Source organism: Pseudomonas sp. MIACH (assembly GCF_001269925.1).
Taxonomy (GTDB): domain Bacteria; phylum Pseudomonadota; class Gammaproteobacteria; order Pseudomonadales; family Pseudomonadaceae; genus Aquipseudomonas.
In genome coordinates this window covers 265,923-282,547 of sequence record NZ_LHVO01000002.1, presented here as the reverse complement: position 1 = coordinate 282,547, position 16,625 = coordinate 265,923, and the positions used below count along the sequence as shown (strand labels likewise).

Annotated in this window: 12 protein-coding genes; 1 reads left to right on the top strand and 11 read right to left on the bottom strand. The window is 63.8% G+C overall.

What is annotated here, in order from left to right; genetic code table 11:
- The first annotated feature begins 21 nt into the window (after positions 1–21).
- Positions 22–1,422: an aminoacyl-tRNA deacylase and HDOD domain-containing protein gene (locus tag AD670_RS01265; protein WP_053127636.1), complete on the top strand. Its 1,401-nt coding sequence runs from the start codon at positions 22–24 to the stop codon at positions 1,420–1,422.
- Between the two features lie 11 nt (positions 1,423–1,433).
- Here AD670_RS01265 and AD670_RS31810 read toward each other — a convergent pair whose 3' ends face one another.
- The 11 genes from AD670_RS31810 to AD670_RS01210 all read right to left on the bottom strand — a co-directional run bounded on the left by AD670_RS31810 (position 1,434) and on the right by AD670_RS01210 (position 16,621).
- Positions 1,434–2,285: a hypothetical protein gene (locus AD670_RS31810; RefSeq protein ID WP_256243843.1), complete on the bottom strand. Its 852-nt coding sequence runs from the start codon at positions 2,283–2,285 to the stop codon at positions 1,434–1,436.
- Between the two features lie 65 nt (positions 2,286–2,350).
- Positions 2,351–2,731, bottom strand: coding sequence for a hypothetical protein (locus AD670_RS01255; RefSeq protein ID WP_053128151.1), 381 nt, complete (start codon positions 2,729–2,731; stop codon positions 2,351–2,353).
- A 124-nt stretch (positions 2,732–2,855) separates the two neighbouring features.
- Positions 2,856–3,782, bottom strand: coding sequence for a type VI secretion system-associated lipoprotein TagQ (gene tagQ / locus AD670_RS01250; protein ID WP_053127634.1), 927 nt, complete (start codon positions 3,780–3,782; stop codon positions 2,856–2,858).
- A gap of 84 nt (positions 3,783–3,866) precedes the next feature.
- Complete coding sequence (locus AD670_RS01245; RefSeq protein WP_053127632.1) at positions 3,867–5,576, bottom strand: SUMF1/EgtB/PvdO family nonheme iron enzyme; 1,710 nt, start codon at positions 5,574–5,576, stop codon at positions 3,867–3,869.
- On the bottom strand, positions 5,569–6,753 hold the full coding sequence (locus AD670_RS01240; protein WP_053127630.1) for an ABC transporter permease: 1,185 nt from the start codon (positions 6,751–6,753) through the stop codon (positions 5,569–5,571). Before AD670_RS01240 ends, AD670_RS01245 begins: the two co-directional genes overlap by 8 nt.
- Entirely contained in the window at positions 6,753–7,457 is a 705-nt protein-coding gene (locus tag AD670_RS01235) for an ABC transporter ATP-binding protein (RefSeq protein ID WP_053127628.1), read from the bottom strand. Before AD670_RS01235 ends, AD670_RS01240 begins: the two co-directional genes overlap by 1 nt.
- A complete protein-coding gene (locus AD670_RS01230) occupies positions 7,457–10,468 on the bottom strand; it encodes a serine/threonine-protein kinase (RefSeq protein ID WP_053127627.1) in 3,012 nt (1,003 codons plus the stop codon). Before AD670_RS01230 ends, AD670_RS01235 begins: the two co-directional genes overlap by 1 nt.
- Positions 10,465–11,184: a PP2C family serine/threonine-protein phosphatase gene (locus AD670_RS01225; RefSeq protein WP_053127622.1), complete on the bottom strand. Its 720-nt coding sequence runs from the start codon at positions 11,182–11,184 to the stop codon at positions 10,465–10,467. Before AD670_RS01225 ends, AD670_RS01230 begins: the two co-directional genes overlap by 4 nt.
- Positions 11,185–11,838, bottom strand: coding sequence for a type VI secretion system-associated protein TagF (gene tagF / locus AD670_RS01220; protein WP_053127620.1), 654 nt, complete (start codon positions 11,836–11,838; stop codon positions 11,185–11,187). It abuts the gene before it with no gap.
- Positions 11,835–15,335 carry a type VI secretion system membrane subunit TssM gene (gene tssM, locus AD670_RS01215; protein ID WP_053127618.1) on the bottom strand — a complete coding sequence of 1,167 codons (3,501 nt, stop codon included), beginning with the start codon at positions 15,333–15,335 and terminating at the stop codon, positions 11,835–11,837. The genes tagF and tssM overlap by 4 nt, the downstream gene beginning before the upstream one ends.
- Positions 15,332–16,621 (bottom strand): DotU family type VI secretion system protein, encoded by a 1,290-nt coding sequence (locus AD670_RS01210; protein ID WP_053127616.1) that lies wholly within the window; start codon positions 16,619–16,621, stop codon positions 15,332–15,334. The genes tssM and AD670_RS01210 overlap by 4 nt, the downstream gene beginning before the upstream one ends.
- Positions 16,622–16,625 lie beyond the last annotated feature (4 nt).

Here is a 16,625-nt window from a genome sequence, read left to right as displayed (position 1 = left end):
TGTAGGAAATTGGATCAGGCCATGTCAGAAGTTGCCCTCGCCACAGCCCCACTGACCGCCCCGCCGGTCATTCGCGCGCTGCTCGAAAAACTCGCCATCAGCTACACGGAAGTCACCGAACATCCGGGCCTGAATCCTGCGCAAAAGGTCCAGGCCGTATTGCTGGAAGACGCGGTGGGCGCTCTGATGGTGCTGTTCCCACAGAGCCAGCTGCTGGACCTCAACCGCCTCACCGAACTCACCGGTCGCCGCCTTACGGCCGTGTCACCGGATCGCGTCGCACGCATGCTGGGCAAGCACGACCTGAGCCTGCTGCCGGGTCTGCCGGCACTCACCAGTTCGCCGTGCCTGTACGAAGGCAGCCTACTCAACGAGCCGAGCCTGCTGGTGCATTCAGGTGAAGCCGGGCTGCTGCTGGAGATCGCCAGCGACGCCTTCAAGACCATGCTCACCAAGGCCAGCGCCGCCCAGTTCGGTGAACCGCTGAGCAATATCCGCCCGAACCTCGACCGCCCGAATGATGACCGTGAGGAAATCACCCAGGCGATGCAGGCGTTTACCGCCCGCCGCATCCAGCAACGCCTGGAAGCGACCATCGAGATTCCACCGCTGGCCGACACCGCACAGAAGATCATCAAGCTGCGCGTCGACCCCAATGCCACCATCGACGACATCACCGGCGTGGTCGAAACCGACCCGGCCCTGGCCGCCCAAGTGGTGAGCTGGGCCGCGTCACCGTACTACGCATCGCCGGGCAAGATCCGCTCGGTGGAAGACGCCATCGTACGCGTGCTGGGTTTTGACCTGGTGATCAACCTCGCACTGGGCCTGGCCCTGGGCAAGACCTTGAGCCTGCCCAAGGACCACCCGCACCAGGCCACGCCGTACTGGCACCAGTCCATCTACACCGCCGCCGTGATCGAAGGCCTGACCCGCGCCATGCCTCGCGCCCAGCGCCCGGAAGCCGGCCTGACCTACCTCGCCGGCCTGCTGCACAACTTCGGCTACCTGCTGCTGGCCCATGTGTTCCCGCCGCATTTCTCACTGATCTGCCGCCACCTGGAGGTCAACCCGCACCTGTGCCACAGCTACGTGGAGCAACACTTGTTGGGCATCAGCCGCGAGCAGATCGGCGCCTGGCTGATGCGCTACTGGGACATGCCGGACGAACTGTCCACCGCCCTGCGCTTCCAGCACGACCCGACCTACGATGGGCAATACGCCGAGTACCCGAACCTGGTGTGTCTGGCCGTGCGCTTGCTGCGCAGCCGGGGGATCGGCTCCGGGCCGGACGAGACCATCCCGGACGAACTGCTTGAGCGTTTGGGCTTGAGCCGTGACAAGGCTGAGGAAGTAGTGGGCAAGGTGCTGGATGCCGAAGTACTGCTACGCGAATTGGCATCGCAGTTCAGTCAGGGATAAGTACAACACCGTTATTCTTGATACAGCACATCCTGGGGTTCGACGTTCAAATACCCTTTGAAATCGAACCCCTGCTTATCCTCTTTGAGGAAATGCTCCAACGTTCTTACCGAAGTGCCTTGCGCATCCACCTTTAATGCGCCGCTCAGCTCAACGCCTATGTTTTTTGCTGCCGCCTGATAGGCCGCAAGTACAAAATGCGAGCAGAAGGAGCCCTTTTTCAAAAGCCGAGGCTCATTTTCAAAGGCCTGGTTGGCATATCGCTCGCTCGCCGCCGCCGCGTTTTCCTTGAAGTTCGAGTTTCTCAAAACACTCAATGCCGATTGCGGCTTTGAATAAGGAATCCCTCCTTCGACGCTCCAAACTTGCCCGACTTGTGCGGCCCAGTCGCCGAGATTTTTATCTTTTGGCGAGTAGACTTTGTAAAGCCCCTGTCGAACTGCACTTGATGAGGATGAAAGTTTGGATCCGCCCCGCATCTCGACTATTTCCGATTCGCCCTCAGCGCTCGGTCCAAGTTTCGCACCGTTATTCGGTCTTTTAGACCACATAAGCGCATGCACCAATTCAGCATCGCCGCCATTACGACGTAATACCGAAAGCGCAGGCAATCGCTGGCCAAGCTTGATTAACCGATGACTCATCGCGGTGTTTTGTGGCTGGTCCATCAAGAGCAGAATATCTCCCGCTGAAAGATCGGCTTTATTGAGCCTCGCATTGCAGACCGCCTCAGGAGGTCGTAATGCATCGGGAGCCAGCGCGGCCTTGAGAGGCGGCCGGGGGCTATCTGCAAGCTTGTTGAAAGGCTCTTCTGCTGCAGCCCTCGTGTGATACGAGGGCTTAACTGACACATCAATCTTCATGTCCGCACCGGGATCGCTGTTCTCCAATGCGTGGTTTTTGTTTATGAAGAGTTCCGATAACCGTCTTAACTTTTTGCCTTTTTCTTCGGCTTCAAATACTTGGTCAACCCCTGGAACCAGATCACCAGCGCCGGGTTGCCCTTGATCTGGATCGACTTGTCCTGAATGCCCGTCATGAACGCCAGTTGCTTGTTCTTCGCCTGCATCGTGGCGAAGCCGTAGGCGGCATCCTTGAACGCGATGGCAAACGCCGGCGCCGGATGGACACCCGAGCGGCTGGTAATGCGCTGGTCTTTGACGATGAAATGACGGGCAACCTTGCCGTCGAGGGTCTGCAACTGGAACGCCAGGTCTTTGTCACCCAGCTGTTGCTGGAAGGCAGGATTGGTGCGGCTGGCTTTGCCCATCATCAGGCCCAGCACCCACAGCAGAAGACGAAATTTCATGCACACGGCCTCGGTGTAATTATTGAGTGGCCGCAGCAGTTTAACCAATTGCAAAAAGAACGCCACCGATCTTGCGCATTAGCGGAAGATCGGCTGGCGTTTGACGCTTATAGCAGCATGTTACTTAAACGTTAGGGCAAGGAACCGGCGCCCAGTCGGCCAGGTTTGGATCACGGCAAGTGCCTTCGATCTGCGCTTTACCGGCGCTGGCGACCTTCTTGCTTTCATCTTGCTTGGTCTGGGCGGTCTGGAAGGTTTTCTCGGTGCTCACCGCTTCTGTTGGTACGGTTGGAAGCGGCGGCTTTTTCGGCGGCTTGGTACCGGTACCTTTCTTCTTGCCCGCTGGCACAACGGGTGTTGCATCGGCCTTGGCCACGGTGACCACGTCGGCACGCTGTACGCCAACCTGCTGCAGGTCTTTCTCGTACGCCTGGGTGTAGTTGTTCAGGTCTTCGGCGGCTTTGCCGTTGACCGCAACGATCAGGTCATTGGACTCCTTCAGGCCCGAGACGATTTCCGCCAGGCGTTTGCGGCCTTCGGTGTCGTTGACGGTCTTGGCTTTGCGATCATTCACCAACTTGGTGAATGCGCTCTGGTAGCACTGCTGGGACGCCTTGGCGTACGCGGTACTGCGGTCGATGTCGGAGGCGCTTTTGTTCACGTCAGCCGCATACGAGGCAATGCGCTGGTTGTCATCGGCGATCTGCTTCTGACGCTCGGTGTAATAACCCGCTGCGCCGCCGGCCAGGGCCCCGCCCGCTGCGCCGATGGCGGCGTTACGGCCACGCTTTTCCTTGTCGCCGGTCAGGGCGCCCAACAATGCACCGCCGGCCGCGCCGATGGCTGCGCCGGTGACCACCGACTTGGTCATGTTCGAATCGGTGGCGCGCAAGTGCTGCACCGGCTCGTAGCAGTTGGGGTAGTACTCGACCTTGGTGCTGGACGCGACCTTGGAAGCCGGTGACGTGGCGCAGCCTGTCAACACGGTGCTGAAGCCAGCGGCAATCAGCAAAAGATGACGCTTGGAAACCGCCTTACGGGAAAAAAGCATAGGTTGTGTTCTCTTCTAAGTTTGACTTGCCCAGCACGGCCACTGCCGCCTGAGTCCCTTCCAAGCTCGCCATACAGCCAGCGATCATCGCTGACCGCTCGCTGCGAGCAATTCCTTCAAGATCGTCGCCGGGTCGGCCCGCTGTTGCTTGCGGTAGTTGCCGACATGGCGAACGAACAGTGTTGCGCGCGTCACCAGGCTTTTGCCGAGCACTGGCTTGCGATCCAACTCTTCCTTGATCCGTTGAAACTGCGCCTGGATTACCGCATCGGTGTAGCGCGTGCCGGTGGCCAGGTTGTCGATATAGATCGCCACCGCGCCATCAAGGGCGCTGCGCCCGTTGTCGATGGCCGTGGCAAACAGCGCCGCGCTGGCCTCGTCCTTATTGTCCAGAGCCTGCTGGCGACTCTTCTGCAGGTTGGCCAGGCGGATGTTGTAGTTGCCGATGGTCTCGGCCACCAGCGCGGCCGACTGAATCAGGTTGCCCGCCGCTTCTTCGCGTTGCTGGGCGATCAGCGAGACATTGCGCTTGAGCTCTTCATTGACCAGCCCCAACTCGGCTTGCAGCTTGGGATCGACGCTGGCGGCGATGATGCTGTCCAGGCGCTTGGTCGGGTCCTGGGCGTCGTCGATGGCATCGGTCAGCGAGGCCAGGCGGCCCTCCTTCTGCCATTGCGCAAACAGCTCCTTGTAACGCGAACGCGGCGCAGACAACGCACCAATCGCCACGCGGAACCCGGTGGTCTCATTGCTTTGCTCGGTGCCGTCGGCGGCGAACAGCGGGTATTCGCGGCGCATGCCGGTGAACAGCGTGCCCTCGCCTTCCAGGTAGTTGCCACCCTTGACCACAAAGCCACCGTACGTGCCCTGGCGACGACCGGCGTGGACCAGCTGGAAGGACTCCTGGACCATTTCCGCAGCGTTGCCGATCACGTCAAACATGCCGATGGGGTTGGGCAGCTTGGTGCCGATGGGCATCAGGCGCGCGGCCTGGCCGGTGCCGCCGGCGACCTGATTGAACACCGCGTAATCACCCAGCGGGCCATCGCTGTCGCTGCCTTCGACGCGGCGTGGAAACAGGCGCCCTTCCAGATCCTGACGGCTCACCGCCTGGCCACCGCGCGCGGCGAACTCCCATTCCACTTCGGTGGGCAGGCGTACAAAGCCCAGACCGCCATCTTCTGCCGATGAACCGCGACCGCTCACCGGCAGCAAGTCGCGGTGGTATTTCATCAGCCAGGCGCTGTACACCGCCGAAAAGCGTTCAGCCTCAAAGCGCGACAGCTTCACCTTGGGCAAACGCCCGGCCATGCCGGTGGGTGCATCGCACGCCGGCGCTGGCTCGCCACTGGCCAGCGACTGCGCCTGGGCCATCACCTGGGCGTACTGGCGTGCGGTCACTTCGTACTTGCCGATGAAGTACAACATGGGCTTGAGCGGGGTCTTGGCGTCGGTCTTCGGCATCAGGGGCGCGATGACTTTGTTCCAGTCTTTCGGCAAGTCCTTGAGGGTGAACTGGCCGTTGATAAAGTCGCGGCGATAGCCGGAAATAAACGACTGCTGATAACCCGCCTCACCTTCGGCGAAGGGGTAGCCGAGGCTGATCTCGCGGTCATCCAACGTCCCTTGGGCCAGCACGTAGGCGTAGCGGAACACCATATTGCCTTCGCACGGCAGCGGCAGGCTGACGTCATCCGGCAACGGCTTGGGGTTGTCGAGCTTGTCGCTTGCCTCATCGGCCCAGGCCATCGAGGCCAGGCTCAGCGCCACGGCGGCGCCCAGTAACTTATACATCTCTGATTCCTTCAGAAGCCTGGATACGCGCCACTCGCCAACCACCACAGGCGGCCGCCACGGCGCTGACGCCAAGGACTGCAACCAGGGCCAGGCCATAGTGACGCGCCAGCAGGTGGCTGGCGTGTTCGCCCGGCACCTGCACAAATAGCTTATTCACAGCTGTTTCGGCCAGGCCATACAACCCGGCACTGAGCAAAGCGGCAAACCCTGCGCTGTACAGCGCTTGCAGCACCACAAACAGCAACAGCGCGCCGGTGGAAAACCCCAACAGGCGCAACACCGACAACTCTCGACGCTTGCGTGCCACAGCCGCCAACGCCCCGGCGAAGATCGCCGCAAATGCGCCCGCCAAGGCCAACCCGGCGATGATCCAGAACACGATCGACAGGTTGCGGCTCAGCGACTGCACCTGGGCGATGGTCTGGGCCTGGGTCGATACCAACAGATTCTGCCCGGCGAAAAATACCCGCAGTGGCTCCACATCGACCAGGCTACGCGCGTACAAACGAAACGCCGGATACACCCGCTGTTCGCTCACAGCGACCTCATCACCGGCCCAACCCAACGCCGGCACCGCACGGCCATCGCGGTAATCTTCCGCCGCTTCCAGCAATCTCAAATCGGCAAACAACCCATCCCGAGCGAAGGCTTCCAGCGGCAGCACCGCCAGTACCTGCACGCGCGTGCGCTGGGCCTCCACGCGCCCGGCCACTTGCCGCGCAAAGCTGGTCTCCAACCAATCCCCCGGCCGCGCCGCAAGCTTCTCGGCAGCGGTGTGGCTCAACACAATCTGGTCCAGGCCCCTGGGCATCGGCAGACCGCCCAGCAACGGGTCACCCGCCGCCGTCGGCAGCATCTCCAAGGTCAGCGTGCCGACCTGCGCCGTCGCCGCAATCTGCCGCGTACGCGGTAGCGCGAACGCCACATCACTGCGATGGCCGAGCTGTTCGACAAATGCGCTGCTGAATCGACCACCGCCCAACGGAATAATTTCACGGGTGGCCGGATCGGTCTCCAAACGTTCGGTCAAACTGCTAACCAGTCCAAATTTCAGGCCGAATAACACCAGCAACGGCGCGATCACCGCCACCAGCGCCAGCACCGAACAGGCCGACAGCCAGGCATCGTTGCGGTAATCCTGCCAGGCCAGGGACGCCACCAGAGGGATGCGCATCAGCACGCCTCCCCGAGGGTCGCGGTGACGCCACCGTCGGTGTCGCGCCGACAGCTGATGCGCCGCACCTGCAAGCCACTGGCGCGGGCCAGGGGTTCGTCATGAGTGGCGATCACACAGGCGGCGCGGTGCTCGCGGGCCTGGGCCAGCAGGGCCTGCATTACGCGCTCGGCATTCAGCGGGTCAAGGGACGCCGTCGGTTCATCGGCCAGCACCAGTTGCGGCGCATGGGCCAGGGCGCGGGCGCAGCTCACACGCTGGCGCTGGCCCACCGACAACGCGGCGGGCTTCTTGGCCAACTGGTCGCTGATCTCCAGCTGTTCAGCCAGGCGCGTCACGCTGCCGTCATCCTTCAGGCCCAGCAACTGCCGGGACAGCGCGATATTGCTGCGCACATCCAGAAAGCCCAGCAGCCCGCCGGTTTGCAGCACATAGCCCAAGTGCTGGCTGCGCAGCGCGGCCAGGGTGGATTGCTGATCGGCGCGCCACAGTCCACCAATGTCCTGCTGATTGAATTCGAACCGGCCCACCTGATCCGGCGCCAGTACCAGCGCCAACAGATCCAGCAAGGTGCTCTTGCCGCACCCGCTGGGCCCGACAATCGCCAACTGTTCCCCGGCCCGCAGGTGCAGCGCCGGGATCACCAGGCTGTAACGCTGACTCCCGATCCCCCGGCTCTTATGCACCGCGCTCAGGTTCAGCATTACGGCAGTGTCGACAAGGGCACGCGGTACAACGCGTCGCCCGGCTCGGCATCGCCGAAACGGACCCAGTTGGCCACGTCATTGTGGAAAGTTTCGTAGAGGCGGATTTTCGAATCCAACTCGTCGATAAAGTCTTCCTGCTCGGCCACGCTCAACGACAACCACAGGTCCTGGGTCATGTTCAGCGACTTGCTGCGGTACGGCAGGCCTTCCAGGTATTCGCCAAGAATGCCGCCGTCGGCCAGGTTGCCGCCCTTGCGCAGGGCCTGCGGATCGCGGCTCATGTAGGCCGAGGCGCTGGCGATTTCCTGGAAGAAATCCTTGGGCGAGGTCTGGGTCTTGCGCGCCGCATCGACAATCAGTTTCAGCGACTGTTGCAGGTCGTTGAGCTGTAATTTGGTCAGCATCACGCACACCTGGAACGCCGGCAGCGCGGGGTTGGTGAGGTCGCGGTCGGCGGTCCAGGCGCTCACCAGCTGCGGTGCCTGGCTCGCGCTCTTGCGACCGAGGAAATCCATGTGCATCGCATAACCGACCGCTGCGGATTTGTCCGCCAGGCTTGGCGCGGCACTCAGCAGCGGCACCGGTTGCGGGGTGTTGCTGCGCACTTGATGCACGAGGTTGGCGAACACGCTGCCGATCTCGTCGACGCGCTCGCCCAGCTTGCGTACATCGCCACCCGGAACCGCTGTGTAGAGGTCGCCGATCTGCGGGTTGGCGTCGGCCGTGAGGATGCGGTACTGGCTCTCGGCGCCGGCGTGGGTTTTCTTGCCGGCGTCGGTACGCAGGTGCAGCGCGTAGATCTTGATCTGCTTGCCCAGCGCGGCCTGGCGCACTTCGGCTTCGTTCATCTGGGTGGCGGCAAAGGGATCGTTCTTGCGCAGCGCCCCGGCATCGGTGACCAGCAGGATGATACGCCCGCCATAGCCAGACCAGTCCATGCCGTCCACGGCCTGCATCACGCCGGCAAACGCATCCTCGTTGAAGGAGTGGCTGGACACGGTAGACGCCTTGACCTGGCGCGCCATGTCGAGGAAGCGTTGCGGGTCGCGGCCCTGGTCGAGGCTGATCAAGGTCTTGGCCACGTATTCCAGGCCTGGGGTTTTCTTGATGCTGCTCCGGAAACCGACCATGCCGAAGCTGACACTGTCCAGCTCGCCACGCTCGGCGATGCGGGTTTGCAACTCGTGCACCACATCGCGGATCTGGTCGATATACGGCTGCATGGAGACCGTGGTGTCCACTACCAGCACCACCGCCGTGCGGAAGGCATCAGCATTGGCGTTGATCACCGGCGTCGCGGGCTTGGCCGCCGCGTTGCTGCCTGGGTCGATGGAGGCGATGTTAAGCAACTGCACCGGCTGGCCGTTTTCGTCGAAGCTCTCCTTGGCGTCGAAAATCGGCAGCAGGTAGAACTGGTTCTGCGGCACCGCGCTGGCGGACGGCTCCAGGGCCAGGACCTGGCCGTTGTCTTCGCGGTTCTTCTGCGCCTTGGCCAACACGCCTTTGGCGGCGGCTGGGTCGGCCAGCAGTTTTTCCACTTCAGCAGATTGGCGCAGGAACATCACCGGCGCTCGGCCGGAGCGTTCGGTGAATTTGAGCACGAGGCTTTGCTTCCAGTCGCTGACCTGGGCGGCCGGCAACCAGCCGTCGCTGCGGCCATCGGTGGCGGCACCGACGCGCACCCACGGGCTGCCGTCGACGTCTTTGCGCTGGTACACATAAAGCACGGAGAACGCCGGCAGAGCCTTACCCGGTGCGCTGCCGGCGTCATTCGACAGCTTGGCGCCGGGCTTGCTGAGGACGCGCTGGAACAGGGTCTTCTTGCCGGCCATCAACAACGGCCGTTGGCCGCCGTCCACCTCGGCGACCGACACGGGTGGTGTTGCCTGGGGCACTTCGGCTGCTGCTGCAGGTGGCTTGGCCTGAGGCACGACGGCAGCCGGCGGTTTGGCCGGTTCATCACTACCGCTCAACCACCAGTAGCTGCCGCCAGCAATGGCCAATGCGACGGCCACCGCTACGGCGGCCAGTGCCAACACCGGCCCACGCCGCTGCTCGGACACGGCGTGATGCTGGGTCGGCGTCACCACCGGCTGGCGCACCGGTTGCGGCTGGGGTTTATCGGTCGGGATGTCGATGGTGACCGGTGTCATGCCCGCCAGGTCAAAACTCAGCGGGATCGGCAACGGCCGCACCAGCGTGGCTTCCGGCGAGTCCGTCGGCAGGTTATCCAGCGCCTGCAGCAACGCCGCCGCATCCGGGAAACGCTCCGCCGGGTCCTTGGCCAACAGCTTGCGCAGCACGCCCTGATAACGGCCGTGATGCACCGGCAATTCCGGCAACGGTTCGGTCAGGTGCGCCAGCGCCGTGGACAGCGCATCGCTGCCGTTATAGGGCAGCTTGCCGACAAGGATTTCATACAGCACCACGCCCAGCGCGTAGAGGTCGGCACGGCCATCGATCTCCTGGCCCCGCGCCTGCTCCGGGCTCATGTAGCTCGGCGTGCCCACGGCAAAACCGGCCTGGGTGAACTGGGTGCGGTCGTCCAGGGACTTGGCGATACCGAAGTCCGACAGCACCGCCGTGCCATCGGCACGGAACAGGATGTTTGCCGGTTTGACGTCGCGGTGCACCAGCCCCTGGGCATGGGCATAGCCCAGCGCCGAGGCGATCTGGCGGATCAGCGTAATGCCCTGCTCCGGCGTCAGGCCGGCGGCGATGCGCTCCTTGAGCGTGCCGTTGGGCAGGTATTCCATGGCCATGTAATACAGCTCACCGACATTGCCGATGTCATGGATGGTGACCGTGTGCGGGTGCGACAGCCGCGCCAGGGTCTTGCCCTCGCGCAGGAAACGCTCGCAGAAACTCGGGTCGGCCGCCAGCGCCGCCGCCATCACCTTCAACGCCACCTTGCGCTCCAGAGAGCGCTGGGTCGCCAGGTACACGCTGGCCATGGCGCCTTCGCCGATCTCGCCGTCGATGTCATAGCCCGGAATCACAATGTTCATGCCGATACCTTCACGACGATGGCGGTGATGTTGTCCGGCGCGCCGCGGTTGAGCCCCAGGTGCACCAGGCTGCGCACGATTTCGTCCGGCGCGTCGTGGCTGAGCACTTCGCGGATTTCATGGTCTTCGACGGTTTTGTTCAGGCCATCGCTGCACAGCAGGTAGCTGTCGCCGGGGGCGATCAGCAGGTCGACCACCGCCAGCTCCAACTGGGCTTCCACCCCAATCGCGCGGGTGACGATATTGGCGCGCGGATGCACACGGGCATCGGCTTCGCTGAGCAGGCCGCTGTCTTGCAGGTCCTGCACGTAGCTGTGATCGCGGGAAACGCCTTCGAGCACGCCGTCGCGCAGGCGGTACAGGCGGCTGTCGCCGGCCCACAGGCACACACCGCGCAAACCGCGTGCAGCGAACACCACCACCGTGCTGCCCATCATGGTCACGCCACGGTTGGCGGTTTCTTCACGCACGGCGGCGTTGATGCGGATCAGGTCATTGCGCAAGGCCGCCGAGTACTCATCGAGGGAGCGCCCCATCGGCACGCTGCGCAGGCTGTCGACGATCAGGCTGCTGACGTAATCCCCGGCCGCATGCCCGCCCATGCCGTCGGCCACCACCCACAGGCGGTTTTCCGGCAGGTCCAGGCACGCGTCTTCGTTGACCTGGCGGACCATGCCCACATGGCTTTTGCTCGCGGATTTGTACGTCGACCCCATCTACACCACACCTTCTTGTCCGAGCAAAAACTGCGCAAAATCGCCAGCGGCAGGCAGGCCCTGACACCGCAATAAACCAGGGGAAATCGTCTGCGAACCACGCCCCCACCACAGGCTCGCCCCGTCGCAGGCCTGTTCGGCGAGCGCGGTCATGCGCTGGTGCGGCACGCTCGCCGCCACGCGCTGCAGGCCGGCGAAACGGCTGTCGACCGCGCGCGGCTCTGTCGCCGGCAAGCCCAGGTCGTCGAGGCCATCGTTGAAGCGTTCGAACGTGGCGCCGGCATCCAGGGTGCTGAGCAACAGCTCTTCGGCCTGCTCGAACCAGGCATCCGGCCCACCCACCAGGGACGCAGGGTTGATGTCGTGATCCAGCAAGGTGACCACCGCCAGCGGGAAATAGCGCCCGACCCGGTCAATGCTCGGCATCACCACGCCCGCCGCCGCGTCCGGCCCACACACGCCGGGCGCCAGCACAAAGCGCCACTGTGGGCTGACCAGGTACGCATTGAGCCAGCCGGCGCCCAGGCTGTTCTGGCTGGCGAGCAAACCCGCCGCCAGCCAGCTGTCCCACGGGCCGATAAAGCTTTGGGGCAAGGCGCGACTGACGAAGTCACCACGGCTGGCCAACTTGCCGTAGAAGCCCAGCGTCGTCATAGCCGCTCCGGCAGGCTGAAGCCACTGAGCACGCGGCTCTTGAACGGGTTGAAGGCGCTGTTGGCGCGCAACTCGTAGGCGATGCTCGCACCGTCGACGCGCAGGCGCAGGTTGAAGCGGTCCGGCGAATTACCGGCGGTGAGGTCCGACTGTTCCAGCAAGCGGAACCAGGCCCACGGCCCGTCGAGGGTCACGCCCGAGCGGCCACTGGCCGACGGCGGCATGATCGAGATACGCACCACGCCGATGCTGCCGGGGTTCGGCCATTGCATCGCCACCGGGCGGCTTGGGCCGTGGTCATAGCTCAATTGCTGACCGTCGAGGTCGAGCAGGAACTGGGTGATGGTCGGATCCATCGACACCGGCTTGAGTTCGAAACGCACGATCGGTTGGGTACCCCCGGAGCGGAAAAACGCATCGCGGATCGTTGCAGCCCGTTGGAAGGTTTGCAGCACGCCCGGCGCAATCCCGAGCTTCTGCGCCGCACCCGGCTGCCAGCGCCAGGTCTGTGCCGACGTGTCCACGTACGGCTGCAGGTATTTGCGGAAATAGTTGTCCATCACCCCGCCGACGCCGAAGAACTGACCGAAGTCATCCAGGGTCGCATCCCGCGAACTGCCCGGCGACATCGGGTAGCGGCCGGCCAGGGACTGGCGGTACACATTGACCACTTCGCTGACCCACGCCGCGTTCAGTTGGTTACGCACCCCGCCCATCATGCTGTTGGTGGTGGAGTTGACCACCGACTTGACCATGCCCTGCACCAGCGGCGGTTGGCGCTCGGCATTCAGGCTGACCCGCGTGGCCGCAGCCGCCGCCTGGTTCTTGGCCTCGCCCAGCAAGGCATCGCCGCTGGCACCGACCATGGCGCTGACCTGCACATACAGCGCGTTCATGTCCGACAACAGGCCGTCGATGGCCGCCGGTTCGCCTTCGTTCTTGCTGACGATGCTGTTGAGTTCGGCAAAGTGCGCGGTCACCGGATCATCCGCCGCCGCCGGCGCATTGGCCGTCGGTTGCTCCTGGCCGAGCAGGCTGCCGAGGCGCTCTTTGAGCTTGTCGACGCCACCTTCCACGGGCACGCCTTTGGCCGCCAATTGGCGCTCTTCAGCTTGCAGATCGGTTTCCTTGGCCACGGCCACCAACAGTTTTTTCAGCGGCGAACTCGGGCCGGAAATCACCCGCAGCACGTCGGCCGCCTGGGCCACGCTGGTGATCGGCACAAAGTCGATGTCGGCAAGCAACGCATCCCACTGGCGCTGGTAGTCCTGGAAGTACAGGCGACGCACATCGGCGGCCAGACTGACCACGTTCTGCTGATCGGCCTGCTCATGGCCCAGCACCCATTGCTCTTCAGCCAGGGTGCCGGTCTGGTTCAGGCTGCTCAGCAAAAACGCCTGGCGATAGCCCTTGGCGGTGAAAAAGCCACTCAACGGCTCGCCCAACGGCTTGCCGCTTTTACGGCTGAACACCAGCGCGGCATCACGGCCAGCGGCTTCGTTGATACGAAAGTCCGGGATGCCTTCGGGCAGTTTCTGGCGCTTGACCCGGTCGTAGACACGCTGGGCCACCGGCAGTTGTTGCAACTGGCGACGCAGATCGTCGATCAAGCGGGGGTCAAGGCGCGCATTCGGCGGATGGCGTTCGAACAGCGCCTGCAAGTGCCCGGTCAACGCCTGGCGCTGATCGGCCGGCAGGTCGCGCGGCAGGTTGCGGTCCCAGTCGAGGGCGATCCAGGCCTTGATGAAGTCCGGGTCGTAATGCTCGCTGTCGGCAAGCATCAGGTAGGCCTTGAGGCCTTCGTAGAGGAAGTCCGAGTTACCGCCGCCGTGCAGTTGCTCCTCGATGCGCGTCACCAGACGCGGCGCAAACACGGCGATCAACAGCTTGCGATAGACACTGGCAGACTCGGCTTCGAGCATATCGCCCTGATACAGCCCCAGGCCTTCGGACCAGCTCGGCGAATCGCCCGCCAGGTTCTTCACCGCATTGAGCAGCGGCAGCACCGCGAGCACTTCACGCTGCGCCGGGCTCAGGTTCTGTACGGTCTGGCCCAGCGGCGCGACCTTTTGGTCGACCTGGGCGATATACGCCTGGTTGGCGCGATAGCTCACCCACCACAGGCTGCTGACCACGATCACCAAGGCCACGGTGGCCGCAAGCACACCCCGCGCGATCCACTTGCGTCGGCGTTCGACTTTCGGGTTCACCCCCACCAGTCCACGTTCGGCAAAGGCCACGGCGGTGAAGAGTTTTTCGATGAAGTAACTGCGCCCGGTGCCGCTTTGGCGTGCCAGGTGCTGGCGGTCCAGGTTCATGCTCTGGGCCATGGCGCCGATCAGGCGATCAATCGGGCTGCCTTCCTGGGTACCGCTGGTGAAGTACACGCCGCGCAGCAACACGCGCTCTTCAAAGGCGTTGGGTTTGAACACGCCTTCGAGGAAGCTTTGCAGGCAATCCTTCAATGCGCCGAACTGCTGCGGGAAGCCGTAGATCAGGTCGCGCCGCGCCGGGTCGCGCTCCTGTTGCAGGCGCTCCACCAGACGCTCGTTGAGACGCTGCTCCAGACCGGCGAATTCGCTTTGCAGATGGGCCAGCGGGCTCTCACTGCTCTTGCCGTCATCGAGGGCAAAGGTCATGCCCCACACCTGGGCGCGTTCTTCCTTGCTCAGGTTGTCGAAGAACTCCATGAAGCCCGGCACCAGGTCGAGCTTGGTCAGCATCAGGTAGATCGGGAAACGCACGCCCAGTTGGGTGTACAGCTCCTGGATACGCAGGCGGATCGCCGCCGCATGGGCCGCGCGTTCGGCATCGGTGCCCAGCAGCAGGTCCGAGAGGCTGATGGCGATAAAGGCGCCATCGATCGGGCGGCGCGAGCGCTGCTTTTTCAGCAGGTCGAGAAAGCCCAGCCACGCGGCCTTATCCACCGTGGAGTTGCTGTCCTGAGTGGTATAGCGGCCGGCGGTGTCGAGCAATACCGCCTGGTCGGTAAACCACCAGTCGCAGTTACGCGTACCGCCAACACCGCGCACCGCCCCGGCGCCCAACTGGGCCGCCAACGGAAAGTGCAGCCCGGAGTTGACCAGCGCCGTGGTCTTGCCCGAACCCGGCGGGCCGATGATCACGTACCACGGCAGCTCGTAGAGGTTGCGGCGTTCGTCGCCACCCAGCTTGGCCTTCTTCAGCAGCGCCAGGGCTTCGTCCATGCGCTGGCGCAGGGTGGTGAGCTCTTCGGCGGTGGCCACGCTGTTGGGGTCGGCCGGGGTTTCTGCGGCCAGGCTGCGCATCACTTCGGCCGCTTGGCGCCGCGCCTGGATGATGCGAAACACGCGGTAGGCGATCCACACCGCAAACACCAGGATGATCAGCGCCCAGCGCCGGCCTTCCGGCACCAGCACATCGAGCAACGGCCCCACAAACCAGATGATCAGGCTCAGGGCGATCAGGCCCAGCACGGGGATCACCCAGCGAATCATGAAACTGAAAAACGCCTTCACTCGACGCCCTCCGCCAATACGGTGATTTCAACCCGACGATTGCGGGCACGGCCTTCGGCAGTCGCGTTGGTCGCCAACGGCTCGGTGTCGCTCCTGCCTTCGGCACTGAAGCGATCGGCCTGGCCGGTCTTGGCCGCGAGGATCTCCAACACCGACTTGGCCCGCGCTTCGGACAAGGCCCAGTTCGACGGGAAGCGCAGCGTGGCAATCGGACGGTTGTCGCTGTGCCCGGTAACCCGCACCTGGCCCTTGACCTTACGGATGGCGTCGGCAATGCGCAGCATCAGCGGCTGGTAGTCCTCGACGATGCTGGAGCTGGCGGACGCAAACAGCTCATCACCACGAATGGTGACGACAGAACGGTCGACCTTGTCTTCCACCGCGACGCGACCGGCCTTGATGTCTTCCGCCAGGAAGCCGGCCAGGCGCGGACGCTCAATCACTTTGGGCTGCGCCACGGGACGGTCGATGGCCTGCACCGGGATCTCACCCAGGGCATGGATATTTTTGAACACCGGCTCCGCCTGCGCCGCGAGCAGCATGCGCAAGGTGAACAGCAAGGCCAGCAGCAACGCCAGGCCAATCGCCACGGCGATCCACGGCGGCATGAACTGCGCCAGCCGATCACGCGCCACGGTGACGCCGCGCCAATGCGGCGACAGCTCGCGCTCGTGGTCACCGCGAGCACTGCGAATCGCCGCCGCCGTGCGCTCACGCAAGGCTTCCAACTGGCTGCGACCGTCGTTCATCACGCGGTAGCGGCCTTCGAAACCCAGGCACATGCACAGGTACAACAGCTCCAGCAGGTACAGGCGCTCCCGTGGGCTTTGCAGGCAGTGGTCGAGCAACTGGAAGACTTTTTCGCCCCCCCAGGCTTCGTTGTGCACGGTGATCAACAGGCTCTGCTTGCCCCAATCGCTGGTGCTGCCCCACGGCGTGCTCAACACCGCCTCATCGAGGGCGGTGCACAGTGCGTAACGCGCCAGCAGCACTTCGTTGCGGGCCACTCCAGCAGCTTCGGCGCGCTCTTCGAACTGGCGCAGGTAGGCCAGCAACTGCGCGCGCAGGCTGGCCGGCGCCGGGTGCGCGATGGTGTTGCGCAGGCGCGTCAGCAGCGCCAGCAGCGGGCCGGCGGCGCTTTCCAGCGGGTTCAGGCCCTGGCTTTTGCCGGTGAGGATCGGCGCGGCCGGCATCGACAGCGGGGCCGGTTCGGCACGCGCGGGTTCCGGCGCACGGCCACCCGGGCGCGGCATGAACTGGGTGCGGTCATCATCATTGGGATGCATCGCG